Annotated in this window: 28 protein-coding genes; 8 read left to right on the plus strand and 20 right to left on the minus strand. The window is 31.8% G+C overall.

The genetic code is table 11. From position 1 onward, the window contains the following. Positions 1 to 88 precede the first annotated feature (88 nt). Entirely contained in the window at positions 89 to 1,003 is a 915-nt protein-coding gene (locus ACOSP6_RS09020) for a S66 peptidase family protein (RefSeq protein ID WP_422095186.1), read from the plus strand. Between the two features lie 132 nt (positions 1,004 to 1,135). Here ACOSP6_RS09020 and ACOSP6_RS09025 read toward each other — a convergent pair whose 3' ends face one another. Beyond that, complete coding sequence (locus ACOSP6_RS09025) at positions 1,136 to 1,492, minus strand: hypothetical protein (RefSeq protein ID WP_422095187.1); 357 nt, start codon at positions 1,490 to 1,492, stop codon at positions 1,136 to 1,138. 37 nt (positions 1,493 to 1,529) lie between these two features. Here ACOSP6_RS09025 and ACOSP6_RS09030 point away from each other — a divergent pair, with 37 nt between their 5' ends. Further along, positions 1,530 to 1,886 (plus strand): YraN family protein, encoded by a 357-nt coding sequence (locus tag ACOSP6_RS09030; protein ID WP_422095188.1) that lies wholly within the window; start codon positions 1,530 to 1,532, stop codon positions 1,884 to 1,886. 53 nt (positions 1,887 to 1,939) lie between these two features. Here the strand turns inward: ACOSP6_RS09030 and ACOSP6_RS09035 are convergent, their stop codons facing one another. Next, complete coding sequence (locus tag ACOSP6_RS09035; RefSeq protein WP_422095189.1) at positions 1,940 to 3,328, minus strand: TlpA family protein disulfide reductase; 1,389 nt, start codon at positions 3,326 to 3,328, stop codon at positions 1,940 to 1,942. Between the two features lie 121 nt (positions 3,329 to 3,449). Here ACOSP6_RS09035 and ACOSP6_RS09040 point away from each other — a divergent pair, with 121 nt between their 5' ends. Then, positions 3,450 to 4,244, plus strand: coding sequence for an SDR family oxidoreductase (locus ACOSP6_RS09040; protein WP_422095190.1), 795 nt, complete (start codon positions 3,450 to 3,452; stop codon positions 4,242 to 4,244). On the opposite strand, the gene ACOSP6_RS09045 is transcribed toward ACOSP6_RS09040, so the two are convergent. Then, positions 4,241 to 4,597 carry a hypothetical protein gene (locus ACOSP6_RS09045; protein ID WP_422095191.1) on the minus strand — a complete coding sequence of 119 codons (357 nt, stop codon included), beginning with the start codon at positions 4,595 to 4,597 and terminating at the stop codon, positions 4,241 to 4,243. The genes ACOSP6_RS09040 and ACOSP6_RS09045 overlap by 4 nt on opposite strands. A 63-nt stretch (positions 4,598 to 4,660) precedes the next feature. Between ACOSP6_RS09045 and ACOSP6_RS09050 the strand changes: the two genes are divergently transcribed. Continuing rightward, the gene (locus tag ACOSP6_RS09050) at positions 4,661 to 5,179 is read left to right on the plus strand and encodes a CvpA family protein (RefSeq protein ID WP_422095192.1); all 519 of its coding nucleotides are present in this window, start codon (positions 4,661 to 4,663) and stop codon (positions 5,177 to 5,179) included. A 48-nt stretch (positions 5,180 to 5,227) separates the two neighbouring features. Here the strand turns inward: ACOSP6_RS09050 and ACOSP6_RS09055 are convergent, their stop codons facing one another. The 12 genes from ACOSP6_RS09055 to ACOSP6_RS09110 form a co-directional block, all read right to left on the minus strand. Next, complete coding sequence (locus tag ACOSP6_RS09055) at positions 5,228 to 5,857, minus strand: carbonic anhydrase family protein (RefSeq protein WP_422095193.1); 630 nt, start codon at positions 5,855 to 5,857, stop codon at positions 5,228 to 5,230. A 99-nt stretch (positions 5,858 to 5,956) separates the two neighbouring features. After that, positions 5,957 to 7,549: a SulP family inorganic anion transporter gene (locus tag ACOSP6_RS09060; protein ID WP_422095194.1), complete on the minus strand. Its 1,593-nt coding sequence runs from the start codon at positions 7,547 to 7,549 to the stop codon at positions 5,957 to 5,959. A 77-nt stretch (positions 7,550 to 7,626) separates the two neighbouring features. Continuing rightward, positions 7,627 to 7,926, minus strand: a complete 300-nt coding sequence (locus ACOSP6_RS09065) for a hypothetical protein (protein ID WP_422095195.1) — start codon at positions 7,924 to 7,926, stop codon at positions 7,627 to 7,629. A gap of 53 nt (positions 7,927 to 7,979) precedes the next feature. After that, complete coding sequence (locus tag ACOSP6_RS09070) at positions 7,980 to 8,744, minus strand: hypothetical protein (RefSeq protein ID WP_422095196.1); 765 nt, start codon at positions 8,742 to 8,744, stop codon at positions 7,980 to 7,982. After that, positions 8,741 to 10,501: a BatD family protein gene (locus ACOSP6_RS09075; RefSeq protein ID WP_422095197.1), complete on the minus strand. Its 1,761-nt coding sequence runs from the start codon at positions 10,499 to 10,501 to the stop codon at positions 8,741 to 8,743. Before ACOSP6_RS09075 ends, ACOSP6_RS09070 begins: the two co-directional genes overlap by 4 nt. Positions 10,502 to 10,591: 90 nt before the next feature. Continuing rightward, positions 10,592 to 11,401: a tetratricopeptide repeat protein gene (locus tag ACOSP6_RS09080; protein ID WP_422095198.1), complete on the minus strand. Its 810-nt coding sequence runs from the start codon at positions 11,399 to 11,401 to the stop codon at positions 10,592 to 10,594. A 1-nt stretch (position 11,402) separates the two neighbouring features. Continuing rightward, positions 11,403 to 12,446, minus strand: coding sequence for a VWA domain-containing protein (locus tag ACOSP6_RS09085; RefSeq protein ID WP_422095199.1), 1,044 nt, complete (start codon positions 12,444 to 12,446; stop codon positions 11,403 to 11,405). A gap of 3 nt (positions 12,447 to 12,449) precedes the next feature. Further along, a complete protein-coding gene (locus ACOSP6_RS09090) occupies positions 12,450 to 13,454 on the minus strand; it encodes a vWA domain-containing protein (RefSeq protein WP_422095200.1) in 1,005 nt (334 codons plus the stop codon). Further along, positions 13,444 to 14,520, minus strand: a complete 1,077-nt coding sequence (locus ACOSP6_RS09095) for a hypothetical protein (protein WP_422095201.1) — start codon at positions 14,518 to 14,520, stop codon at positions 13,444 to 13,446. Before ACOSP6_RS09095 ends, ACOSP6_RS09090 begins: the two co-directional genes overlap by 11 nt. 1 nt (position 14,521) lies before the next feature. Next, positions 14,522 to 15,388 (minus strand): DUF58 domain-containing protein, encoded by an 867-nt coding sequence (locus tag ACOSP6_RS09100; RefSeq protein WP_422095202.1) that lies wholly within the window; start codon positions 15,386 to 15,388, stop codon positions 14,522 to 14,524. A 3-nt stretch (positions 15,389 to 15,391) separates the two neighbouring features. Next, entirely contained in the window at positions 15,392 to 15,721 is a 330-nt protein-coding gene (locus ACOSP6_RS09105) for a hypothetical protein (RefSeq protein ID WP_422095203.1), read from the minus strand. 78 nt (positions 15,722 to 15,799) lie between these two features. After that, entirely contained in the window at positions 15,800 to 16,789 is a 990-nt protein-coding gene (locus ACOSP6_RS09110) for an AAA family ATPase (protein ID WP_422095204.1), read from the minus strand. A gap of 248 nt (positions 16,790 to 17,037) precedes the next feature. On the opposite strand from ACOSP6_RS09110, the gene ACOSP6_RS09115 reads away from it, so the two are divergent. Further along, positions 17,038 to 19,650, plus strand: a complete 2,613-nt coding sequence (locus tag ACOSP6_RS09115; protein WP_422095205.1) for a TonB-dependent receptor — start codon at positions 17,038 to 17,040, stop codon at positions 19,648 to 19,650. Positions 19,651 to 19,704: 54 nt separating this feature from the next. On the opposite strand, the gene ACOSP6_RS09120 is transcribed toward ACOSP6_RS09115, so the two are convergent. Further along, on the minus strand, positions 19,705 to 20,469 hold the full coding sequence (locus ACOSP6_RS09120; protein ID WP_422095206.1) for a UDP-2,3-diacylglucosamine diphosphatase: 765 nt from the start codon (positions 20,467 to 20,469) through the stop codon (positions 19,705 to 19,707). Positions 20,470 to 20,532: 63 nt separating this feature from the next. On the opposite strand from ACOSP6_RS09120, the gene ACOSP6_RS09125 reads away from it, so the two are divergent. Then, positions 20,533 to 21,090 carry an MOSC domain-containing protein gene (locus ACOSP6_RS09125; protein WP_422095207.1) on the plus strand — a complete coding sequence of 186 codons (558 nt, stop codon included), beginning with the start codon at positions 20,533 to 20,535 and terminating at the stop codon, positions 21,088 to 21,090. Next, positions 21,090 to 21,536, plus strand: a complete 447-nt coding sequence (locus ACOSP6_RS09130; RefSeq protein WP_422095208.1) for a nucleoside deaminase — start codon at positions 21,090 to 21,092, stop codon at positions 21,534 to 21,536. The genes ACOSP6_RS09125 and ACOSP6_RS09130 overlap by 1 nt, the downstream gene beginning before the upstream one ends. Positions 21,537 to 21,621: 85 nt before the next feature. On the opposite strand, the gene ACOSP6_RS09135 is transcribed toward ACOSP6_RS09130, so the two are convergent. The 4 genes from ACOSP6_RS09135 to ACOSP6_RS09150 form a co-directional block, all read right to left on the minus strand. Further along, entirely contained in the window at positions 21,622 to 22,104 is a 483-nt protein-coding gene (locus tag ACOSP6_RS09135) for a methylated-DNA--[protein]-cysteine S-methyltransferase (protein WP_422095209.1), read from the minus strand. Further along, a complete protein-coding gene (locus ACOSP6_RS09140) occupies positions 22,101 to 22,541 on the minus strand; it encodes a doxx family protein (protein ID WP_422095211.1) in 441 nt (146 codons plus the stop codon). The genes ACOSP6_RS09135 and ACOSP6_RS09140 overlap by 4 nt, the downstream gene beginning before the upstream one ends. A gap of 88 nt (positions 22,542 to 22,629) precedes the next feature. Beyond that, positions 22,630 to 23,145 carry a hypothetical protein gene (locus ACOSP6_RS09145; RefSeq protein WP_422095212.1) on the minus strand — a complete coding sequence of 172 codons (516 nt, stop codon included), beginning with the start codon at positions 23,143 to 23,145 and terminating at the stop codon, positions 22,630 to 22,632. 156 nt (positions 23,146 to 23,301) lie between these two features. Further along, entirely contained in the window at positions 23,302 to 24,066 is a 765-nt protein-coding gene (locus ACOSP6_RS09150) for a TatD family hydrolase (protein WP_422095213.1), read from the minus strand. Positions 24,067 to 24,199: 133 nt separating this feature from the next. Here ACOSP6_RS09150 and ACOSP6_RS09155 point away from each other — a divergent pair, with 133 nt between their 5' ends. Further along, a complete protein-coding gene (locus ACOSP6_RS09155; protein ID WP_422095594.1) occupies positions 24,200 to 24,679 on the plus strand; it encodes a retropepsin-like aspartic protease in 480 nt (159 codons plus the stop codon). Positions 24,680 to 24,697: the final 18 nt, after the last annotated feature.

Here is a 24,697-nt window from a genome sequence, read left to right on the forward strand (position 1 = left end):
TTTAATGTGATTAGAAGAAGTTAATCCTATGCGAAAATTCATGATACTAATGCTGTTTTCAGCAATCCAGATAAGTGCTCAAAAAACAATGAAATTAACTACACCTCCGTATTTAAAAAAGGGAGATACGATTGCAATTGTAGCTCCTGCAGGAATATTAAAAAATAGAGAACAAGTTATAGATGATGCTAAAAAGTTAGTAGAAAGTTGGGGATTAAAAGTTGTTTTAGGAAAGCATGTGTTTACTCAGGCTAATCACTTTGCAGGGACTGATGAGCAGCGTTGTCAGGATTTTCAAGAGGCACTGGATAATCCGAAAATAAAAGCAATTTGGAGTGCAAGAGGAGGTTATGGTTCGGTTAGAATTTTAGATAAACTTGATTTTACAAAGTTCAAGGAACAACCAAAATGGATTATTGGTTATTCTGATATTACAGCATTTCACAATCATGTACATAATTTAGGAATAGAGACCTTGCACGCCATGATGGGAACCAGTGTGCAAGATAAGCCTGAAGATATTCCAGAAACGATAGAAACTTTTAGAAAGGTATTATTCGGAGAGCAACTTCAGTACACGATAAAATCTTCTAAATTCAATAAAAAAGGAGCTGCAGAAGGAGTTTTAGTAGGAGGAAATATAGCAATTCTAGCATCAATGTTAGGTTCGGATAGTCAAATAAATACGGATGGTAAAATTTTATTTATTGAAGAGATAGGCGAATATAAATATGCTATTGATCGTATGCTACAGAGTTTAAAAAGAGCTGGTTACTTTAATAAAGTAAAAGGTGTTATTGTTGGTGATATGACTAAAATTAGAAAAAATACAACTCCATGGGGAACTTCGATAGAGCAGTTAATTCTAGACATTGTTCCTGATGACATTCCTGTATTATTTGGTTTTCCGGCTGGTCATGAATCTGATAATAGAGCTTTACTAATGGGAAGAGAAGTTAAGTTATTTATAGGCGATAAGTCTTCTTCTGTTAGTTTTAAATAAACATTAATGTCAACCTGAACTTGTTTCAGGTTCCCATCAATGGAAGTATTAATAATGTGAGATTCCGAAATAAGTTCGGAATAATATTAGTAGACCAATACTAGGTGAGATTAATATTTAGTTTTAAATAAGTCACATCGCTTTTAATCTAAACTCTAGATTCTCCAAATCATTAGATAATTTTTGAAAGCGATATTTTCGGTTTTCCTGTTCCACATGCCTTTTTCCATAATCACCGCTAAATAACCAGAAAAGAATACTAGGTTTCGATCTGTTATGTCTAGTTTCTTCAAGGTCAAAATCAATTTTATAAATTTCTTGTTTAAAAGCATTAGAAATAAGAGTAGAATCGATTACGTACTTTTTAAATCTTTTAATTTCTATGTTTAGTTGATTGATTTCATCTTCATCGATGTATTCATCATATCTGTGGCGAGCACATTCTTCCTTTAAAAAGGAAATGTACTTAAATAATTTTTCTTCATTCATAATAATCTAAATATAGGTATTTTTGTAAGAAAATGCTATGGCTCAGCATAACGATTTGGGAAATAGGGGCGAGGAATTAGCCGTTAACTACCTTTTAGAAAATGATTACGAAATTCTGTGTCGAAATTATCGTTATTTAAAAGCAGAAGTTGATATTATTGCTAAAAAGGAAGATATAATAATAGCAATTGAAGTAAAAACAAGAACTTCAAATTATTTTGGAAACCCTCAAGATTTTATTAATCAAAAGAAAATTCAGTTACTAACTTCTGCAATGGATTATTATATTCAAAAGAATGATTTAGAAAACGAAGTGCGTTTCGATATTGTCGCTATTGTTGGAAAAAAAACATTTGAAATTCAACATATTGAAGATGCTTTTTTGCACTTCTGAAATAAAAAAAGCGATGCATTTGCATCGCTTTTATACTTTAATAATGACTTAAATTATTCTTTGTCGGCATTACCATTTTCAAAGTAGTCTTTTACATCTTCGAAAGAGTTTGGCATTGCTATAATCTTTTTATCTTGGTTTAAAATAAAATATGTCGGTGTACCTACTAGTTGGTAGGTTCTTACAACTTCATTTTCCCATTTGTTATCAGGATGAGTTCCCATCACGTTATGCCATCCTTCTAATTTTTTAATGTATTCCGTCCACTCAGCTGCCTCTTGCTCAATTCCAAAAGCAATAACAGATGTTTTATTATGAGTCTTCATGAAAGTGTGTAATTGTGGAATTTCTTTTAAACAGTGTGAACAACCTGTGCTCCAAAATACTAATAAGTACTTTTCACCATCGTTTAAAGTCGATAATTTATAATCACTTTCACCTTCTTTCCAAGAAAAATCAGGGGCAATTCTACCAACAGTTGCACGTAATAAAGCAACTTTATCATCTCTAAATTTTTGATCTTGGAATTCACTTGGAAGTTTATCATAATAATTTGCGAAAAGTCCATCAACTATCTCCGAGTTTCTAGCATTTGCAAAACGAGTAATTAAATACTCTGTAACCTCCTTTTTAACTTTATCATCTTTTAATAACCCCATAACTTTAGCAATAGACTCATTATATAATTTTTGCTGTAATGGTTGACTTTCAGCAATGTTTAAATAAAATACATAGTTTGTAATTTTATCAACGATAAAAGGCGAATTGTAAAGTTTTTTATTCGAAAAATCAACGTTATCAAAGAAACTTCCTACTACGTGATTTAAGTATTCTTGAGTATCATCGAAAATAGAAGAGGAATTAGTTGGTTTTGATGCTTTAATATAAGTGTTTACCAACATTCCCTCTGATTTACCCTCGTAAATATCTTGAATTTCTTCTTGCTCTTTGTACGCTTTTTTATATGCTTTTTTATCCTGTTTATTCTCAGATTTTAAATACTCTACTTGTAAAGAATCCAAAATTCTTTGAACTTTAGCAATAGCTTCTAAATATTCGCGATAAACTTTATTTTCTCTGGATTTGGTAAAAAGAATAGATTCTTCCGGGTATACTGGATTAAATACGAATTCTACATTCTCTTTGTTGAAAAAGAAGTCAACAAAACCTGCTCCTTGGTTTCTGTAGGTAACTCTGTAGGCACCTTCTTTAGCATCAGCAGGTAAATTCAATTCAAATCTACCAACCTTTTGAGTATTCCCGCCAATGTTTACATCTTCAAATACAATAGTAGAGTTACTAATAAATTTTTGCTTTGCACCTTCGATTTTGTATAAAATAACCCAATCACTTTCTTCTGGAGGAGTCATCGTTCCTTTTACAGAGTATTGAGCATTTGCAATCGATGTAACAAATATTAATAATGCAAGTAATCTTTTCATCGTTAACAAGGGATTTATTTAAAAAATATTTATAATTCTATTTCCAGTATTTCAATAAGCGTACCAAAATTACTATTTCTTATTTAATTTGAGTACTTTAGGCTAAACTTTATTCAAAATAATGGATATTAAAAACAAAATAATTTGGATTACTGGAGCTTCTTCTGGTATAGGAAAATCGCTGGCAATCCAACTCTCGCAGCAAAATACAAAATTAATATTATCTTCTAGGAATGAATCCGCTTTAAATGAGGTGAAAAAATTATGTAAGCACCCAGAGAGTGTGAAAATTTTATCTCTAGATCTTGAGAATTATTCAAATTTTGATACTAAAGTTGAAGAAGCAATATCTTATTTTGGTAAAGTGGATATTTTAGTTAACAACGGCGGAGTTAGCCAGAGGTCATTGGTAAAGAATACTGATATAAGTGTTGATAAAAAGTTGATGGATATTAATTATTTGGGAACAGTTGCTCTAACAAAAGCAATTTTACCACATTTTATTAAGAACCATTCCGGCCATTTTGTGGTGACCACAAGCATCGTCGGTAAAATTGGAACACCTTTACGCTCTTCATACGTAGCGACTAAACATGCGTTACATGGTTTTTTCGATAGTTTAAGAGCTGAAATTCATCAAGATAATATAAAGGTAACCTTAGTTTGTCCTGGTTTTGTTACTACAAATGTTTCCAAGAATGCTTTAACTGGAGATGGAAGTCCACAAAACACAATGGATACTGCTACAGCAAATGGAATTCATCCAGATAGGTTTGCGAAATTGATGATAAAAGCTATAACAAACCAAAAGGAAGAAGTTTATATTGCTGGAGCTAAGGAAAAGTTAGGAGTATATGCAAAACGTTTTTATCCTAAATTACTTTCTAAAATGATTCGAAAATTAAGTGTTACCTAATTAAAAAAATCAATTGTTTCGAAATAAGAAACAATAGCCTCCTTCATTAAAACTGTTTGTTCTCCAGGTTTTAAGTTCGGGAGTTCGGTAAGCATTTTATAATGTGGCCAGCCATCATCATCAAAGTAATCAAATTCGTAATATCCATATGGTTCTAAAAGTTTACATATGGCAATATGCATCAAGTTTACTTTTTCATCTTTTTTAAATCGTCGTTGTCCTTGTCCGAGTTCTTGAACTCCAATAAGATATATGATACTGTCAAGATTTAACTCATCACCTTCAGCAAATTGTTGAGACAATGATGCAACTAAAAAATCCCATTTCTCCTTTAAATTTCCAACTTTACTCATTCGTTTTTAATTGAACAGCAAAGATACAAATGAGTTATTTATATTTGTTAAAATTCTAGTACGATGAATGTATTTGATATTATTATAGCTTCTTTGTTGCTTTTTGGTTTTGTAAGAGGTTTAATGAAGGGCTTATTTGTAGAGGTAGCATCATTAGTAGCACTGGTGGCAGGTGTTTATGGAGCTATTCATTTTTCCTATTTTTTAGGAGATTGGTTAAAGTCAAGTTTAGATTGGTCAGAACAATATATTACACTTGTTGCTTTTGCTGGAACTTTTGTAATTATTATCGTTGTTATTGCGTTACTAGGAAAAATATTAACTAAAATAGCAGATTTCGCATCACTTGGAATATTAAATAAAATTTTAGGTGGAGTTTTTGGTGCCTTAAAAATCGGATTAATTTTAAGTGTGGTTTTCATCTTTTTTGGAAAAATGAATGATACAATTCCATTTGTTAAAAAGGAAAGTTTAGAACAATCGATTTTATACGGTCCTGTAAAAAAAATCGCGCCAATGATTTTCCCATCTATTATTAAAGGAGATGATGAAGAGCCCGCATCGGAAGATAAAAATGTATAAAAAAAGCGATGATTTAATCATCGCTTTTTTTATGGTTGTGTTATAATTTTATAACATGTTTACTTTTCCAGTTGCTAATGAATAAACACCTCCTACGATAGATATTTCTCCATTATCTTCCATTTCTTGTAAAATTTTACTCTTTTCTCTAATTCTTTCAATCGTTAATTTTACATTGTTTTCTACTGTTTGAGCAACAAATTCTTTATTAGAAGAATCTGCTACACCATCAACTTGCTCTGAGGCCATTTTTGCAGCTGGAGTAATATTGCTTAGCATAGCTGTAATATTTCCTAATTCTACTCCATCGCATGCGGCTTTTACTGCTCCGCAACTCTCGTGTCCTAAAACTAATACTAATTTACTACCAGCAACTGCGCACGAATATTCCATACTTCCTAAAATATCAGTATTTTCAAAATTTCCTGCAACGCGAGCAACAAACACGTCTCCAATAGTTTGATCGAAAACTAATTCGACCGGTACGCGTGAATCAATACAAGATAAAATAACCGCTTTAGGAAACTGTCCACCAGTAGTTTGTTTTACTAATTCAGTTACGTCAGAATTAGTTAAATTATTTGCAACATAACGTTCATTACCTCCAAGTAGGTCTTCTAATACCGACTGCGGTGTATAAGCAGCCTGTAAATCTTTTGTTAATGCTTTATTTCTCATTTTTATGTTGTTGTTTAATGGTTTTTATGTCTTCTTTTAATTTGCCAAACCCTTAACTAAATAGTCTTTAGGGGTTTCTTTATAATTAGTTAAAAATTGCTAACTAGCTTTTGGTCTAAGTTTGAAAAACTCAATATAACTAGGAGGGTTTTCAACGACTCCTCTTTCTGAGAATAACTTAATATTAATATTTCTTTCTTTTGCTTTTACTGCAAAATCTTCCAGAATTTCGATAATATCGTTATCTAGATATTTGGTTTTTCTTACATCTAATTCTAAAAAGCTGTTCTCTGGTAAATTATCTAATTCTTTTAAAATTGCCCCTTTATTGAAGAAAGTAACTTCTTCAGCAAGTGTCATTTTTATTTTTCCATCATCGATATCTTCTCCTTCTTTATGTAAGAAGTGCGAGTTTTTGAAGCTTCTATATAGAACGATAAAAATTCCAACTGCTAGACCAAATGCGATACCTTTTAAAAGGTCTGTAAAAACAATACCAACTACGGTGACAATAAATGGAACAAATTGCATCCATCCACCATTATACATCGCTTTAAAGGTTGAAGGTTTTGCCAATTTATATCCAACAATGAAAAGAATTGCTGCCAAAACAGACAATGGAATATAATTTAAAATATGAGGAATTGTTAATACTGAGATTAATAAGAAGAATCCATGAATAATTGCACTGGCTTTGGTTTGTCCACCTGACTGAATATTAGCGGAACTACGCACGATAACTTGAGTAATTGGTAAACCACCGATTAAACCAGAAACAACATTTCCTGCTCCTTGTGCTAATAATTCTCTATTCGTTGGAGTTACTCTTTTGTGTGGGTCTAATTTATCAGTTGCCTCTACACATAATAAAGTTTCTAAAGATGCTACAAGTGCTATTGTGAAACCTGTAACAAGTACATCTGCTCTTGTAATTACTGCAAAATTAGGGAAAGCTAACAACGACTTTAAGTCTGAAAAACTTTCAGGTACTGGAACAGAAACTAAGTGTTCAGCAGACAAGTTTAAATTTGAATTTCTAGTAAAAAAGAAATATAAGATTCCAACGACAACAGCGACTAAAGGTCCTTGGATTAATTGAAATATTTTTCCTTTTTTGCTTAAAACGTTGCTCCATAGAATTAAGATTCCCATTGCAATTAACGCGATAATGGTAGCTCCTTTATCAAAGTTTCCACTAAGTAAAGCGTTTAGTGTTTTAAGTAATTCGGTAAAAGTATTTTCACCGTCTAGTTGCAAAAATGCAAAATCGCCTTCTGGATTTTTATCGATACCAAAGAAGTACGGGATTTGCTTTAAAATAATGATAATACCAATACCGGTAAGCATTCCTTTAATTACAGAAGAAGGGAAGTAATACCCAATGATTCCGAGGCGTAAAACACCAAAAATAATTTGTATGATTCCTCCTAAAACAACTGCTACAAGGAAATTTTCCCATCCACCTAATGCGGTAATAGCAGTTAATACAATTGCGGCTAAACCAGCTGCTGGCCCACTAACTCCAATTTCAGAACCACTTAAAAATCCAACTACGATACCACCAATGATACCTGCAATTAAACCTGAAAATAGTGGAGCACCACTTGCTAAAGCAATACCTAAACATAAAGGTAGCGCTACGAAAAAAACCACTATACTAGCGGGTAAATCACTTTTAATTTTTTTAAACATAATGTATTAGTTATTGAACTTATTTTTTAAGTTGTCGGTTTATTTTTTTGTTATTTGTCAGAAATGTATTTGAGATTTTAAGAGAAAAATTCAGGTGGAGGAGAGTCAACCTTAAGTGAAAGAGCACTATATTCTCTCGATAAAAAAACAATATTGTTTTCGGTATTAACCGATTTGTAGGCAATCATTTCTTGAAACGAATGGATTATTTTTACATCTGTATCAAGGTTTTTTTCTGTTTGCTCAGAATCGTCTTCAAAATCATTAATAACTAATGAATATTCACATGCATTTTCACTTAAACTTAAATAAGTAGGCAATGCTATAGAAGTAATTAAAGTTATAGCGAAAAAGTATGTTAAGAATGGCGTTTTCATATTACTAGGTTGATAAAAATATGAAAACTTGATGAGCTAGCTGTTAAAAAAAGCTAAAAAACACTTAAAATATTGATTTGATCTTTTTTTAACCAACCAATTTTACCATCCACTAAACGAATTTTTTTCCAGTCATCTACTTCATCTAAAACAAATACTTTTGTTCCTTCATGAAGTACAAAAGCTTCATCAGCATTTTTTATAGGTTCATTTTTAACAGATACTTCTGTGGCGTAAACTATAGCTTGAATTGTGTTGGAAGCTTTCTTGTATTGATTTAACGTTATAGACAAAACTGCTATTAAAAAAATCACACTAAGTATACTTGAAGTAAAGTAAAACCTTTTGTATGAAGGTATTTGCGAAAAATAGTATAACAAGAAGAGACATGAGGTTAGAAAGGATAAAATTACGGCCAACACTGCCCATTGATTATAACTTAATTTGCTCAAATAATTCTCGTTGAATTTTTGTAGAACCGACTTCGGTAATTCTTCAATTCTATCTAAAGAAAGGCGTTTAGCAAAAATGAGATTATTTTGTGCATCTTCATTTAAAGGATTAAGAAGTAATGCCTTTTCATAATTGTAAATAGACGGACCGACTTTATTTATCTTGTAATAACTATTACCTAAATTGTAAAATAACTCTGAAGAGACTTCTCCTGTTTCTTCAATTTGTTCATAGAGTGTAATGGCTTTTGAATATTCTTGGTTTTTATAATATTCATTGGCTTGCTCAAATAACTCATTCGAACTTTGCGATATGATAGTATTTAAAGTAAAAAACGCAAGTAGTAAAACGATTTTTCTCATCATAATTGCTTGTCTATTTGGGTTATTACTTGTTTTGCTTTTTCATATTCTTGATTCATTTGCACGTTAGTAATTGGTGTGTAACGAGCAAAGTCACAATCTTTTAAAACACCGATAAAATCATTAATTACGTTTTGTTCAACACCCTTTTCTTGTAATAATTGACTAATTTTCTCTCTACTAATATCTGATGTTTCTACTCTTAATTTAGCTTTCAAATAGTTATGTAGAGCTCTTTCGAGAGCTTCATAAAATGCTTCTTTATTTCCTAAATGCGATTTAGCTTCAGATAAATATTTTCTAGCTAAACGATCTGCTTTACGTTGTTTACTTCCAATGATATCAGCATTTCTTTCTTCCTTCTTTTTATTAACAAGTATTGCTATTGGAATAAAAACAATTGGTAATAGTAATAGTAAATAAAATAAGGTCGACTTGAAAAAGTCCGATTTAACAATTGGTGCTAAATCTGTCGAAGTTTGAATATATCTAAAGTTTTTACCTGTTGTAACCACATTTTGTTTTACAACTTGATTTTCAGTAGAGCTTGTGACCAGCTCTTTCCCTTCAGTTACATCAACAAAAATATCATCGGTTGAAATGGTATGATATTTTTCATCCTTAGGATTGAAATATGAAAATTCGGTTCTTGGGATTTTATACTTTCCTTTATACTGCGGCACAACAGTGTAATTATCAATTACGGACCCGTTTAAGCCAGTAGTAGTAATACTCACTTTCTCCTTGCGTTCAGGCTGGTAAACTTCTAATTCTTTTGGGGTTTCAATTTTAGGAAGCTCAAATAGTTTTAAGTTTCCTTTACCTTTTACCGAAACCTTTATCTGCGAGGATTCGTTGGCCTTCAAAACATTTTTTGAAGAAGTTAATTCATAAGAAAATTCACCCACTGCACCGGTAAAACTCTCTGGTTTACCTTCGAGAGGTAGCTGTTTTACGTTTATTGTTTTTCTCGCTGAAGAATATTCTTTCCTAATTTGTTTTGTAATTGGATTTCCAAAGAAATCACCTCTACCAGTAGGAACAGCAACAACGATATCCATTTTCATTGGATCTATAGTGAGTTTTCCAGATTTTGTAGGAATAAGAAGTGCTTTGTTTAATACAGCATAACGATATTGCTCTCCATTATACATAGCTGTTTTTACTTGAGAACCATCTCTTTTAATCTCTTGATTCCAAAATCCATTGTATTGAGGAGCTTCTGTAACGGCATTGTCATATATACCAACATTGTTGCTAAAATATAGTCTGTATTCTACATAAATACCTTCTCCCACATAAGGTCTAGCTTTTGAAATTTCAGCTACTAAATGAATATTTTGTTCGGCTATATAATCTGGGTCATTCGGGTTTTTTGGAACCTCTACAGGATCAGTTACAATAATCTTTACTGGTTTCGACTGTAATTTTTTGCCTTCAAGTTCTATGCTTGCCGAAGGAAGATTGAATTCTCCTTTTTTAAGAGGTTTGATTATGTAAGAATACTTTTGAGAAAAAGTAGCTTTACCATTAATCCATGACTGACTCACAGAATGACTTGGTCCGCCAACGATTTTAAAATTTTTGAAATTAGGTGGAACAAAATTATCAGCTCCTTGCTTGTTAATTGAAAATTCAACACGGAGTCGTTGGTTTAGCCCAAGTTTATTTTTACTTACTTTGGCTACAAGCTCAGTCTTTTGTGAAAAGACTGATAATGTAATCAGTGATACGAAAAATGTAATAAACTTTAATTTCATTTGTAAATTCAAATCGGACAAAAATACTATTTTTTTGATAGGATAAAATAATTGATTTTTAAGATTTTGGTCTTAAAATTTTGCTAATTCTTACCAATCCTTTTCTTGTTTAATTTTTCTACCTTTTGATTTCTTTACGTTCATCTTCTTCTGAGTTTTTTTCTCTTCATTGTTTAAACTTTCTAACAACTGTTTCATTTGCTCAGGAGTCATCTTACCTGGTTGAGGTTTCTGCTGCTTATTATCTTTTTTGTTCTGATCGTTTTTAGGATCTTGTTTGTCGTCTTTGTTCTTCTGATCTTGGTTTTTCTTTTGATCTTTATCGTCTCCTTCTTTCTTATCTTTATTCTGATCTTTGTTTTTTTGGTCTTGATCTTTGTTTTGATCTTTATTCTTTTGATTCTTCTTGTCCTTGTTCTTGTCGTTTTTGTTTTGTTGTTTTTCCTTTTCTGCTTTTTCTTTAGCTACTGCCAAATTATAACGAGTTTCGTCGTCGCTAGGGTTATTTCTTAGCGCGTTTTTGTATGCCTCAACCGCTTGTTGATATTGTTTCTGCTCCATCATTGCATTTCCAATATTATGATAAGCCTCAGCTTTTTCGGCTTTGGTTTTAGCAGTTTTTGTGGTAAGTTCATATTGAGAGACAGCTTCTTTATATTTTTTCTCTTGATATAAAGTGTTTCCGTAATTATAACTTGCTTTATCGTATTTAGTATCTTTACTTAAGGCTTTCCTGTAGGCTATAGAAGCTTCATCAAACTTTTGCTTGTTGTATAGCTTGTTTCCTTCTCTCAGTAATGATCTCGCTTCTCTTTTTAATTTAATAGTATCTTGTTGTGCCTCCATGTTATTGGCAAAACAAATGAGAACTATTACAAGTATTTGAATGATTTTTTTCATACTACTTTTCCTCCTTTTCATTAAATAAATCTACTTTCTTTAACCATTTTGTTTTTCTTTCAAAGAAGAAAACATCAATAAATAAAAACAGAAATCCGATTCCTAAAAACCATTGAAACTGATCTTTATAATCAGAGAACTGCTTTGTTTCAAACTCGCTTTTCTGCGCATTTGAAATAATCTTTTCAATTGCTTTAACAGGTTGTTCAGTCTTATTTCCATCAATATAAATTCCATCTGCAGCATCGGCTATTCCTTGAAGAATATCGGGTTTTCTTTGTGTAATAACTGTTTCTCCCTTTCGGTCTTTTTTATAACCAATTAACCCACCATTCAGTTCAATTGGTATTGGGCCACCTTTTTCTGTTCCAACACCAACAGTGTAAACTTTTACACCTTCATTTGCAATATCTTGCGCCTTTTGTTTTGTTTCTTCTTGATGGTCTTCTCCATCGGAGATAATTAATAAGAATTTATTTGTTTGCTCATCGTTGTTATAATATGTTTTTGCTAAATCTAAGGCCTCAGTAATCGCGGTTCCCTGACTAGAAACCATATCAGGATTGGCATTTTGTAAAAACATTTTTGCAGCTGCATGGTCTGTTGTTATCGGTAATAGCGGATAAGCATTTCCGGCGTAAATAATAATTCCAACACGATCACTGCCAAGTTTATCGATTATTTTAGAAATAATCTGTTTAGCTTTTTCCAATCGATTCGGAGCAATGTCTTGAGCAAGCATACTTTTTGAAACATCTAAAGCAAAAATAATGTCAACCCCTTCTCGTTTAACGGTTTGAAGCTTTGTGCCCATTTTGGGATTCACTAAAGCGATTATTAAAAAAGATAAACCTAGGAGAAGAAAAGTAAGTTTTAAAACAGATTTAAAAGTAGATAAATTTGGAGCTAACCTTTCTAAAAGAGTGAGGTCCGCAAACTTCTTTTGAGTTCGTTTTTTCCACCATAAAACCAATAGAAAAATTACAATAATAACGGGTATTATCGCAAAAAAGTAAAAATATATTGGTTCTTCTAACTTATACATATTTTAAATAAAGCTTTTAAAGATTGTATTTCGTAAAATAAATTCTAACACTAAAAATATACCAGCTAAAAGTACCCATAAGCGGTATTTTTCTGAATAATTATAGTATTTAAACTCTTCTATTTTAGTCTTCTCAAGTTTGTCGATTTCATCGTAAATTTCTTTTAGTTTGGCATTACCAGTTGCACGAAAATATTGTCCATCTGTTTCGTTAGCGATAAACTTCAATAATTTTTCGTCTATTTCAACTTGTTGATTTCTAAAAGATAGTTTACCAGTTCTAGGATCTTTGGCCCAAGGAAAAGGAGCCATTCCATTTGTTCCTATACCTATGGTATAAACTTTTATATTTAACTCTTTAGCTAATTCAGTCGCTGTTTTTGGATCTACAAATCCTGCGTTGTTAACTCCATCAGTAAGTAAAATTATGACTTTACTTTTAGCTTTACTTTCTTTTAATCTGTTTACCGCAGAACCTAATCCCATTCCAATGGCAGTTCCTCCTTCTAATTGTCCCCATTTAATTTCTGAGATTGTTCTTTTTACAATTGACTTATCACTTGTAATTGGTGTTTGTGTAAAACTCTCACCAGCATAAACAACAATCCCAATTCTATCATTTGGTCTTCTGTTAACGAAATCGACAGCTACACGTTTTAAAGCTTCTAATCGATTAGGTTTTAAATCTTTCGCTAGCATACTCGCAGAAACATCAATTGCCATTACAATATCAATTCCTTTATTGGTTTTTGTTTTTTTACTAACCGAAACATTTCTAGGTCGTGCTAAAGCGATAATTAAAGCTGAAAGAGCTAGTAGCCTAAATACATGTAATAATGGTTTTAATTTTGGTAAAAGAGAGTTGCCTCCGTCAAAACTTTTAATACTAGGAACAGAAAGTAATGTATTTTCTTTTTTTCTACTTGAGAAAAACCACAGAACTAAAAATGGTATTAACACAAACAGCCATAAAAATTCTGGACTATGAAACTCGAAATTATTCAACATTTGTTACCGGATTTTTTAACGAGTTCGACTTCGGAATTGATTTGGTAATAGCATATGCAATAGCTACAGATAAAGTAAGAGCTAAAATAATTGCTGTAATTTTTAGTAAAACTGATGGTTTTTTAACGATTGGTTTTTCCACAATTATTACCGGATCTACCTCTGCTATTTCCTCAACTTCTATATTAGGCTTAATATTATCTACGATATGTTTTGCAATATTACGATCAGCTTCGATTTCATGAGCTAAAGGTTTTGATTTAGCAAATTTTACCAAATCTGCTTGTTGCAGCAGTTTATTTAAACTTTGAATGGTGTCTTTATCGGTTAGAATCGATTTTGTTTCATTAAAATCAGATAAAGTTTCAATCAAACCACTTGTAGTCGTCTCTAAAGCAGGTACGTTTAATTCACGCTCAATGAAATTACGAACAATATCGGTAAGTTCACTGTAGTATTGTTTAACTTTATTGTTTTGCCAAAGTAATTTTTCGTCTAAAAGTTTAAGACTTCGAACGGCTTCTTGATATGGGTTGAGTAGCTGTTCTCTGGTTTTAATTTCATCTGAATCACTTCTTTTTAATGCAAAATATAGAACAGTTGTGACTATTAAAATGATTCCTAAAATCCAGAAAAGAGTGTTTTTGTAGTCATCAAATTGATAAGGTTCTCCTTTGATTCCTTTTATTTCAAACATTTTAACCTTAGTGGTATCTATCTTTACTGTGGCAATATTAATAAGCAAACTATCGGTTAAATGTGCTTGATTTCTTATAAAAACTTGTTGTTGCGGAATGTAAAAAGCACCGCTATCAAAGCCTGTTAAAATATACCGTTGTATGAGTTTATTTTTTACTGTGTCTAAACGCAAACTATCAACGACTTCAATTCCGTTGAGTTCAAGTTTAGGCATGATTACGTTTTCGGTACCGTCAACAGATATTTTATACTCAAATTGTTCACCAATACGGATGTTAGTTGTATCCAATTCAGCTTCAACTGGAGAAGTTTGTGCTGACATCAAACCTGAACAAAATAATGCTATGTAGAGTAAAATTTTCTTCAATTTATCCTTTGTTTTTAAAGTATCCTAATAGCTTTTTTACATAACTTTCATCTACTCGAATATCTATAGTTCCTAATCCACTTTTCTTAAAAGATGTTTGAAATTCATCTTTTAATCGTAAAGCATTGGCTTTATACTTTGTTCTTACAGATTTAGAACTGGTATTGATAAGTCTTACTTCTAGAGTTTCATTATCAAGCATAGGAACCATACCTAAGTTTGGTATTTCTTCATCGAACTTGTCATAAATTCTAATACCTGTTAAGTCATGTTTGTTTCCAACAATTTTTAAGTTTCTCTCGTAGTTCTCATCAACGAAGTCAGAAAGCATAAATACAATAGCTTTTTTCTTCATTACGCTTGATAAGAATTTTAAAGATTCATTGATATTTGTGCGTCTACTTTTTGGTGTAAACTCAATTAATTCTCGAATAATTCGAAGGACATGGCTTTTTCCTTTTTTAGGAGGAATATATAATTCAATTTGATCTGAGAACAAAATAAGACCAACTTTATCATTGTTTTGTATAGCAGAAAATGCAAGCGTAGCAGCTATCTCAGTAACAGTATCTTTTTTGAATTGTGTTGAGGTACCAAAAAGTTCTGAACCAGATACGTCAACCATTAACATCATGGTAAGTTCGCGTTCTTCTTCGAATACTTTAACGTAAGGTTCGTTGTATCTTGCAGTAACATTCCAATCAATAGCTCTGATGTCATCACCAAATTGGTATTGACGAACTTCAGAAAAAGTCATTCCACGGCCTTTAAATGTTGAATGGTATTCACCGCCAAATATATGATTCGACAAGCGTTTTGTCTTAATCTCTATTTTTCGAACTTTTTTAAGTAACTCTTTAGTGTCCATATATTAATTTACCCATTCTAGTGGTAGAGGTGGTAATTTTATATCTTTATCTTCTGATGATTTTTTAATGGCAAAGAAAGGAGCTTCTTTAACGCTTAAATCAACGTTGTTTTTTTCTCCTATTTCCTCAATCACATTTTTCATACTTCTTTGTTGGCAAAGAACTAAATAATTCATTTGCACATTAGACTCTGTTTGTAAATCAAAACAATCAACCAAGTAAGCTGGTTGGTTGTTTTCATAAATAACAGCTTCGGTACTCTTTTGGTTTTTTGTTTCTAAAATTTGTTTTTCACCAGTTAACGTTTTGTACGTTGTTAATTTAAAAGTCATTCTTAGCAAAAATTTTAAGGGATTAAATTATTTTGTGAATGGCTAGTTGATTGTAATCTAAGTTGGTTTGGTGTTAGTTTAAGGAACTTGAACTTCGTTGATGATAGTGTTAATAATATCAATAGAACTCATGTTTTCCGCTTCAGCTTCGTACGTGATGCCAATTCTGTGGCGTAACACATCGTGAGCCATTGCTCTAACATCTTCAGGAATTACATATCCTCTTCGTTTTATGAAAGCATAGCATTTAGCAGCTTTTGCCAGGGCAATACTTCCACGAGGAGATGATCCAAAACTTATTAAAGGTTTCAGTTTACTTAAGTTGTAGTTTTCGGGATAACGTGTAGCGAAAATTATGTCAAGAATATACTTTTCAATTTTTTCGTCCATGTAAACTTCATTTACAGCTTCTCTAGCCTTTATGATTTTATCCAATGAAACTACAGGATTCACTTTACCAAAGCTATTATTTAAGCTTTGTCTCATAATGAGTTGCTCGTCTTGTAATTTCGGATAATCGATAACTGTTTTCAACATAAAACGATCCATCTGAGCTTCAGGTAGTGGATACGTTCCTTCTTGTTCAACTGGGTTTTGAGTTGCCATTACTAAGAAAGGTTCATCTAACTTAAAAGTTTCATCCCCAATAGTAATTTGTTTTTCTTGCATCGCTTCAAGTAATGCAGACTGCACTTTTGCAGGTGCACGGTTAATCTCATCAGCTAAAACGAAATTGGCGAAAATAGGCCCTTTCTTAATAGAAAAATCATTTTCTTTTACATTGTAAATCATCGTACCTACTACATCTGCAGGAAGAAGGTCTGGTGTAAACTGAACTCTACTAAAACTTCCTTGAACAGCTTTAGATAATGTATTGATTGCTAAGGTTTTTGCTAGTCCTGGAACTCCTTCTAATAGTATGTGCCCATTTCCTAATAGGCCAATTAAAAGTCGTTCAATCATGTCTTTTTGACCAACAATAACTTTATTCATTTCATTTGTAAGTAAATCTACAAACGCACTTTCAACTTCAATTTTTTCATTAATAGCTCTTACATCTACATCCATATGTAAAAAATGTTATTCGTTATAATTTCAGTGAACAAAGCTACAATATTAACATTTTTTTTCTTGTTAAAAGTAGGTTAAAGGTTAAGTGAGTTTTGTGTATGAAATATGTAAACTAAAAGTTAAAAAACTAGAAAACTAAACAAATAGATTTGTGATTTATTATTAAAAATATAATTAAAAGTTGTTTTTGTTGAATATAGTGTTAAATTTGATTGTATAATCATTAACCCAAACTTTAAAATAAAATGATAAAAACTAGCTATTTAACCAAAGTATTGGCTGTAAGCTTGTACTTAATTTCAATTTGTGCCTTTGCTCAGTCGGTCAAAGGTAAGGTTCAGGATTCTTCGGGAGAACCAATTCCTTATGCAAACGTTATTGAAAAAGGAACTACAAATGGGACAACAACCGATGAGTTGGGTCAATTCACTTTAACACTTAAAAATAGTCCATCGACAATTGTTATCTCGTCAGTAGGTTTTTCTTCTGTGGAAAAAAGTGTTTCCTATGGGAGTTCTGTAAATGTAGTTTTAAAAGAAGAGAGCGATCTTTTAGATGAGGTTGTTTTAACTGGTAATAGATCAAAGCCTAGAACTATTTTAGATTCTGCTGTGCCTATTGATAATATCGGTTTAGCGGAATTACAAACTACAGGTCAGCCAAGTATCGATCAAGCATTAACGTATACTGTACCTTCTTATAACTCAAGTAATCAAACAGTTTCTGATGCAACTGCTCATTTTGATCCAGCTGATTTACGTGGTTTAGGGCCAAGTAGAACATTGGTTTTAGTAAATGGTAAACGTAAGAACCAAAGCGCTTTGGTATATGTGAACGACACACCAGGTAAAGGAGAAGTAGGAACAGATATGAAGAGTATTCCTACTGCAGCCATAGAAAGAGTCGAAGTATTAAGAGATGGAGCTTCTGCTCAATATGGTTCTGATGCCGTAGCTGGGGTTGTAAACATTATTCTTAAAAAGGATATTGATTTCACTCAGGTAAATGCTTATTCAGGTGTTACCAAAGTTGGCGATGGATTGAACTATGGAGCAGACGTAAATCACACATTTTCAATAGGAGATAGTGGTTTTGTAAATGCTACCTTAAGTGGTTATCATCAAGATTACACAGATAGAGCCGGTGAGCCAGGAAAGGATGATTTGTTTGGAGTAGATAATCAATGGACAAGAGATAATCCAGATTTAGGAATGATCATCGGGCAACCGGAAATGACTAAAGGAGATATCTTTATTAATGGAGAATATGATTTAAATGATGATGTTCAATTATATGCCTTTGGTGGATTCAACTACAGAAAAGGAAAAAGTTTTGCTTTATATAGAACACCATATTGGATTACTGATGATTTTGGTCTTTTAACACCTCCAGGAGAAACATATGATGGTTTTCAGCCAACATTTGAAACTGATATTCAAGATATATTATTTACGGCTGGAAGTAAATTTAAATTAGGTGATTTTAATACTGATTTAAGTGCAACTTATGGAGGTAATACGGTAGATTACACTATAGGAAATACGATAAATGTTGATTTAGGAGCAAATAGTCCAACAACTTTTGATGCCGGAGCATATGGATTTAGCAATATCATTGGAAATTTAGATATTAACAGACAGTTTGGCGAAGATGTAAGTTTTGGTTTTGGAGTAGAAGCAAGACAAGAACGTTTTGAAGTTACGGCAGGTGAAGAAGCTTCTTATTTTGGAGGAGGAGCGCAATCTTTCCCAGGATTACAACCTAGTAATGCTTTAAATGAAACAAGAACTAACGTTGGTGCTTATGGAACTTTAGATTGGGATATTAATGAGGATTTATTAATCGGTGGAGCTGTTCGTTATGAAAACTATTCTGATTTTGGAGGAAATACAACCTGGAAAGTAAACTCTCGATATAAAGTTGGAGAAGCAGGTGTTTTAAGAGGTTCTTATAGTACAGGTTTTAGAGCGCCATCTTTACATCAAGTATATTTAAGTAACGTACAAACTTTAGTTTCTGGAGGAACAATTTCTAATCAAGGTACTTTTAACAATGTTAGTCCGGTAATTAGAGATTTAGGCGTTGAGCCTTTGTTTGCAGAAACTTCTGAAAATATTTCTGCTGGATTAACCATTAAGGCTTCTAGAAATTTCACTATTTCATTAGATTATTATAATGTAAGGGTTAATGATAGGGTGTTATTTACTGGAGAAATAGGAGGAACAGATGATAACGGAAATCCAAACGCAGCTGTACAGCAAATTTTAGATGCTAATCAAGTTACGAGTATCAAGTTTTTTATCAACGCAGTAAATACAATTACACAAGGTTTCGACTATACAATGCGTTATAAGAATATTCCTTTATGGTCAGGTAAATTCGGATTTAACTTAGCATTAAATATAAATAATACAGAACTAGAAGGAGAGGTAAAAACACCAGCTAGTTTAGCGAATTACAAAAACAATATTTTCAATAGAAAAGAGCAGTCAAGAATTATCAGTGCTCGTCCGAACACAAAATTTTTATTTGGCGGAACCTACGAGGTTGGTAAATTCAATGCTGCTGTAAATAATACTTTCTTTGGTGAAGTTACATGGCAACATGCATCGGACCCATTAAAAGACCAAACTTTTACAGGTAAAGTAGTTACCGATTTATCTTTGGGTTATGAATTTTCAGACTTAGTATCGTTAAATGTTACCGTAAATAATTTATTCGATGTTTACCCCGATGAAATTGATACACGTGGAGATGTAGTTACCGATTTAGGAGGTCGTTTTAGATATCCTTGGGAAGTTAACCAATTTGGATTTAATGGTATGACCTTTAGAGGAGGACTTACTTTTAAATTCTAATTGAATTAATCAATTTTGTTTACGTAAAAGGTGCTGAATCAATTCAGTGCCTTTTTATTTATATTCTTCTAAAGAAAAATCCGTTCCGTCAAATTTCCCATAGGTAAAGTAATTAATCCAATCTCCAAGATTATAATATTTACTGTTTTCTTTCAATTGAATATCTAGAGGAAGATGCCTATGTCCAAAAATGAAGTAATCATAATGCTTACTCTCTAGTTTTCGTTTGCAATACTGAACTAGCCATTCTTTGTCTTCTCCCAAAAATTTGAAATCTTCATCACCAGAAATCATTTTGTTTTTTACAGACATATACTGACCAAGTTTTACTCCTAAATCTGGGTGCAACCAACGAAACATCCATTTGAATAAAGGGAATGTAAATACTTTTTTCATTCTCTTATATCCTTTGTCATGTGGGCCTAAACCATCTCCATGACCAATTAGAAAGAGTTTGTTGTTTATCGTAAATTCTTGTGGTGAATGAAACACAGGAATAGTAAGTTCCTTTTCAAAATAATCGCGCATCCATAAATCATGATTTCCTACAAAAAAGTAAATAGGAATTCCACTATCTCTAATTTCAGCGAATTTTCCTAAAACTCTAACAAAACCTTTAGGGACAACCGTTTTGTATTCAAACCAAAAATCAAACAAATCTCCTAATAGGAAAATAGCTTCAGCATCTTTTTTAACTTCTTCTAGCCAACGAACAAATTTTTGCTCTCTAGGGAAACTTTTTTCTTGAGTAGGAGCTCCTAAATGTTGATCGGAAGCAAAATATACTTTCTTATTATTTGAAATAGTAATAGACGTCAAATCGAATTATTTTAGGTAAAAATAACTATTTTATTTAGCTAACTTTGTATAAAACGCATTTGTATGAAAATAGTTGCTACAAATATAGGAGAGCGAAGAGAAATAGATTGGAAAGGGAAAACTGTTACTACTGGAATCTTTAAATTTCCTGTTGAGGAACCAATTTTCCTAGATGTGGAGGATGTAAAAGGTGATGTTATTTGTGATAGAAATCATCATGGAGGAATGGATCAAGCTGTTTATGCGTTTTCGGAAAAACATTATGAATACTTTAAAGAGTTATATCCAAATTTAGAATGGGAATTGGGAATGTTTGGAGAGAATTTAACATTATCGGATTGTGAAGAATCTGAACTTCGTGTTGGAGATACTTTTAAAGTTGGAGAGACTATTATTGAAGTGACTAAACCGAGACAACCTTGCATGAAATTGGGAGTTCGATTTAACGATATGAAAATCGTAAAGCAATTTTGGGATACAGATAAGAGTGGGGTTTATTTTAAAGTTTTACAAACAGGATATGTAAAAAAAGGGGATGTTTTTGAGTTAGTTCAAACAGACAAATCCAAACCTACAATTGCTGAAGTTTACAATGAAAAAAAGCTGAAAAAGAAACTGTAATGAATCCTTTTGACGATACATATTTTATGAAAAAGGCGCTTTTGGAAGCAGAAGAAGCTTATAATAAAGGAGAGGTTCCAGTGGGCGCTGTTATCGTTTTTAAAAATCAGATAATTGCAAGAGCTCATAATTTAACCGAACGATTAAACGATGTTACAGCACATGCAGAAATGCAGGCTTTTACTTCAGCTGCAGATTATTTAGGCGGGAAATATTTAAGAGATTGTACGTTGTATGTTACAGTTGAACCATGTCAAATGTGTGCAGGAGCAAGTTATTGGACACAAATAGGAAAAATAGTTTACGGAGCTAGTGAGCCAAGATCGGGTTTTACAATTTTAGGAACCAAATTACATCCAAAAACCGAGGTTGTTTCAGGAGTGTTAGAAGAAGAATGTAGTAACTTGATGAAACGGTTTTTTATTGAAAAAAGGAATTTGAATTAGTTTTAAAAGTCTAAAGTCTAAAGTCTAAAGTCTAAAGTCTAAAGTCTAAAGTCTTACTTTGGTCTTTTGTCTTCTTTCTTCGGTCTTAAAACAAACTCTGTTGTTTGTTGCCACTTTCATGTTCAAGTAACCATTTTTTTCTCCAAACTCCACCTGCATATCCAGTCAAAGATCCATCCGATCCTATAATTCTGTGACAAGGAATTATAATTGAAATTGGGTTTTTACCGTTTGCAGAAGCAACAGCTCTTATTGCTTTTACATCACCTAATTTTTTAGATTGCTCTAAATAACTTCTAGTTTTTCCGAAAGGAACTTTTAATAATTCAGTCCAAACTTTTCCTTGAAATGCTGTTCCTTTAGGACGTAAGGTTAAAGCAAATTCCTTTCTCTTTCCTTTAAAATATTCATCCAATTGTTGAATACATTTTTTTAACTCTCCCGATGTCACTTCGAGCGAAGTCGAGAAGTCATCATTTATAAAATAAATGGAATGAATTTCTTTCTCATTTCCTTTTACTTCAATAGTTCCAATAGGAGAGGAATAATATGCAGTTTCTGGATTCAACTAAGCGCTTTTTTTTGGTTTATATTTTCACGAAGTAATATAAGTAATATTCCAACAATGATAATATTCTTAAAAATGTATTGTCCTAGTAAAGAGAAGGCGTAAGGGAAATAAGCAAATGATTCTCCTGGGAAAACAAATAATGGTAAAAATGTACAGAACATGTGTGCTAATGTAATCTTTATAACTATTGTTTTTTTGGAATAAAACACAAGAGCGAAACCAATTAATATTTCTCCAATTCCGAGAGTGTAAATGGCTAATTGTTTTGGAAATAATCCAAAAGTAATTAAATCAATTACTTGGTAAGCAATTTCTTCTGCTGGACTTAATTGAGGGAAAATTTTCAGTAAACCAAACCATAAATACACTATTCCTATAAGTGTAGCTAAAATTTGATGTTCTGAAAACTTGTAAGGGCTGTTTGAGTTAAACAAAATTTACTATTAAAAATTTCGAGGGTAATATCTGAAATTTCTTTAAAAGAGTATGTTGTTTTTTTTAAAATTATAGTGTTTTTGACAACTAAAGGTATTGTTTCTTTAAATCTTGAGCTTCTTCATAAGATGAATAATTCATAATTAATAAACCTTCAGGTTGATTCAGTTTACCTGTTTTAATAAGTTGAGCAATATATTTTCTTGATCGATCGTTTTTTCTAAAATCTTCTGGTAGAATATTAGTTAATTGTTTAATGTTGCTAATATTTATGAACGAGTTATTGATAATAAATTCAGATAAAAATACGCTAAGAGCATGCATTTGTCTTTCTGAAGTCAAGTGAAGCTTTTTCTTTATTTTTTTGTCCTCGATAGTAATTATCTCAATAGAATTCCTAGTTCCAGAACTGAAATTACCTGTGATTAATCCGTTTGTGCTTAATTGTCTCCCTTGATAGTCGTGATTTGATAATTCAATGTGTTTGATTTGATGATAGTATATTCTTTCATTTTGATTAATAATAAACGAATCTTCTGTGATTTTTAATGTACCCGTTTTTACTATTTCTAAGGATTCTCTAGAATAAGAAGATATACCCATTAAAATTATGGTAATCACACTAAGAATAAAAGTTATAACACTGGGAACATGAATGATAACGCCAAATACTGTAAAAGTAAGTAGAAAGACAAAGTATCCAAAAGGATGCTTAAAATTGAGAATATTAAATTTAGTATTTACAGTGGTTAAAGTCATTTATACACCAAAAACAGCTTTAGAATTTTGAGTAGTAACTTCTGAGATTTCATTAAAAGATTTTCCATAAATATCAACTAGCTTTCCAACTACTTGTTCTATATAACTACTTTCGTTTCTTTTACCTCTATATGGAGTTGGTGCTAAATAAGGAGAGTCAGTTTCAAGAACAATATGTTCTAAATCTATCTCATTTAAAAACTTGTCAATCTTACCGTTTTTAAATGTTACCACTCCACCAATTCCTAATTTCATATTATACGAAATGGCTTTTTTAGCTTGTTCTATAGTTCCGGTAAAACAATGAAAAATTCCTCGTAAATCCTCTCCTTTTTCTAGTTCTAAAACCTCAAAAATTTCGTCAAAAGCATCTCTACAATGAATGACGATAGGAAGTTTTTTTTCTTTTGCCCATTGTATTTGTGTTCTAAATGCTTCTTGTTGTTGCTTTAAAAATGTTTTATCCCAATATAAATCAATTCCAATTTCACCGATGGCATAAAATTCTCGTTGATCAATCCATTCTTTAACATGTGCCAATTCTTCCTGATAATTTTCTTTCACAGAAGTTGGGTGTAATCCCATCATTAAATACACATCATTCGGGTAATTTTTATCTAATTCGAACATTCTATCCGTGTAGGAACTATCAATCGCTGGAATAAAAAATCGTGAAACTCCAACTTCTTTAGCTCTTGCAATCATTTCATCTCTATCTTCATCAAATTGTTCAGAATATAAGTGTGTATGTGTATCTGTAATCATTAATATTAGAAAATTATAAAGTTTTTGTCATTGTAAACTTAAAAAGTTGAGGCAATCTTTTAAATGAGATTACTTCGTTGTTTGACAACTCGTAATGACGTATTTTTGCTTTTCGGATGCAAAAGTACAAGAAATGGCAAGTTTGAAAAAAGTATTACGTAAAAAGAAATACGTTCGAATCAAATTAAAAAAAATGATTACAAATCATTTGGAATTATCTGCAAAAATTAATGGGGTTAAAGGAACATTTATTTTAGATACTGGAGCTTCCAATTCTTGTGTTGGTTTAGATTTACTGGATTATTTTAAGTTAACTTCTGAAGAAAGTGAAGTAAAAGCTGCAGGAGCTGGAGCTACAGATATGGAAACTTATAAATCGTCAGGTAATGATTTAAAAATTGGTGATTGGAAACTAAAAAGCTGTGATTTAGTATTGTTTGATATGACTCATGTAAATACTGCGTTAACACAACATAAGGCTGAAAAGGTTCATGGAATTATTGGTGCTGATGTGTTGGAAAAAGGAAAGGCATTTATCGATTACGATAAGAAAGTATTGTACTTGAAAAAAATGAAAAAGAAAAAGCAACGAACATTGTCGTTGCCTTTTTAATTTATCTTGAAATAAGTT

Origin of the sequence: Tenacibaculum sp. MEBiC06402 (assembly GCF_049239625.1) — a bacterium.
Taxonomy (GTDB): Bacteria; Bacteroidota; Bacteroidia; order Flavobacteriales; family Flavobacteriaceae; genus Polaribacter.

Bases quoted from the DNA above. Each gene is read 5' to 3' on its own strand.
- ACOSP6_RS09035 (WP_422095189.1), bottom strand. From the start codon at position 3,328: ATGAAAAGATTACTTGCATTATTAATATTTGTTACATCGATTGCAAAT.
- ACOSP6_RS09055 (WP_422095193.1), bottom strand. From the start codon at position 5,857: ATGAGAAATAAAGCATTAACAAAAGATTTACAGGCTGCTTATACACCG.
- ACOSP6_RS09065 (WP_422095195.1), bottom strand. From the start codon at position 7,926: ATGAAAACGCCATTCTTAACATACTTTTTCGCTATAACTTTAATTACT.
- ACOSP6_RS09110 (WP_422095204.1), bottom strand. From the start codon at position 16,789: ATGGATGTAGATGTAAGAGCTATTAATGAAAAAATTGAAGTTGAAAGT.
- ACOSP6_RS09105 (WP_422095203.1), bottom strand. From the start codon at position 15,721: ATGACTTTTAAATTAACAACGTACAAAACGTTAACTGGTGAAAAACAA.
- ACOSP6_RS09115 (WP_422095205.1), top strand. From the start codon at position 17,038: ATGATAAAAACTAGCTATTTAACCAAAGTATTGGCTGTAAGCTTGTAC.
- ACOSP6_RS09155 (WP_422095594.1), top strand. From the start codon at position 24,200: ATGGCAAGTTTGAAAAAAGTATTACGTAAAAAGAAATACGTTCGAATC.
- ACOSP6_RS09060 (WP_422095194.1), bottom strand. From the start codon at position 7,549: ATGTTTAAAAAAATTAAAAGTGATTTACCCGCTAGTATAGTGGTTTTT.
- ACOSP6_RS09090 (WP_422095200.1), bottom strand. From the start codon at position 13,454: ATGTTGAATAATTTCGAGTTTCATAGTCCAGAATTTTTATGGCTGTTT.
- ACOSP6_RS09075 (WP_422095197.1), bottom strand. From the start codon at position 10,501: ATGAAATTAAAGTTTATTACATTTTTCGTATCACTGATTACATTATCA.
- ACOSP6_RS09085 (WP_422095199.1), bottom strand. From the start codon at position 12,446: ATGTATAAGTTAGAAGAACCAATATATTTTTACTTTTTTGCGATAATA.
- ACOSP6_RS09025 (WP_422095187.1), bottom strand. From the start codon at position 1,492: ATGAATGAAGAAAAATTATTTAAGTACATTTCCTTTTTAAAGGAAGAA.
- ACOSP6_RS09040 (WP_422095190.1), top strand. From the start codon at position 3,450: ATGGATATTAAAAACAAAATAATTTGGATTACTGGAGCTTCTTCTGGT.
- ACOSP6_RS09030 (WP_422095188.1), top strand. From the start codon at position 1,530: ATGGCTCAGCATAACGATTTGGGAAATAGGGGCGAGGAATTAGCCGTT.
- ACOSP6_RS09070 (WP_422095196.1), bottom strand. From the start codon at position 8,744: ATGATGAGAAAAATCGTTTTACTACTTGCGTTTTTTACTTTAAATACT.
- ACOSP6_RS09080 (WP_422095198.1), bottom strand. From the start codon at position 11,401: ATGAAAAAAATCATTCAAATACTTGTAATAGTTCTCATTTGTTTTGCC.
- ACOSP6_RS09145 (WP_422095212.1), bottom strand. From the start codon at position 23,145: ATGGGTATATCTTCTTATTCTAGAGAATCCTTAGAAATAGTAAAAACG.
- ACOSP6_RS09150 (WP_422095213.1), bottom strand. From the start codon at position 24,066: ATGATTACAGATACACATACACACTTATATTCTGAACAATTTGATGAA.
- ACOSP6_RS09125 (WP_422095207.1), top strand. From the start codon at position 20,533: ATGAAAATAGTTGCTACAAATATAGGAGAGCGAAGAGAAATAGATTGG.
- ACOSP6_RS09045 (WP_422095191.1), bottom strand. From the start codon at position 4,597: ATGAGTAAAGTTGGAAATTTAAAGGAGAAATGGGATTTTTTAGTTGCA.
- ACOSP6_RS09130 (WP_422095208.1), top strand. From the start codon at position 21,090: ATGAATCCTTTTGACGATACATATTTTATGAAAAAGGCGCTTTTGGAA.
- ACOSP6_RS09050 (WP_422095192.1), top strand. From the start codon at position 4,661: ATGAATGTATTTGATATTATTATAGCTTCTTTGTTGCTTTTTGGTTTT.
- ACOSP6_RS09020 (WP_422095186.1), top strand. From the start codon at position 89: ATGAAATTAACTACACCTCCGTATTTAAAAAAGGGAGATACGATTGCA.
- ACOSP6_RS09100 (WP_422095202.1), bottom strand. From the start codon at position 15,388: ATGGACACTAAAGAGTTACTTAAAAAAGTTCGAAAAATAGAGATTAAG.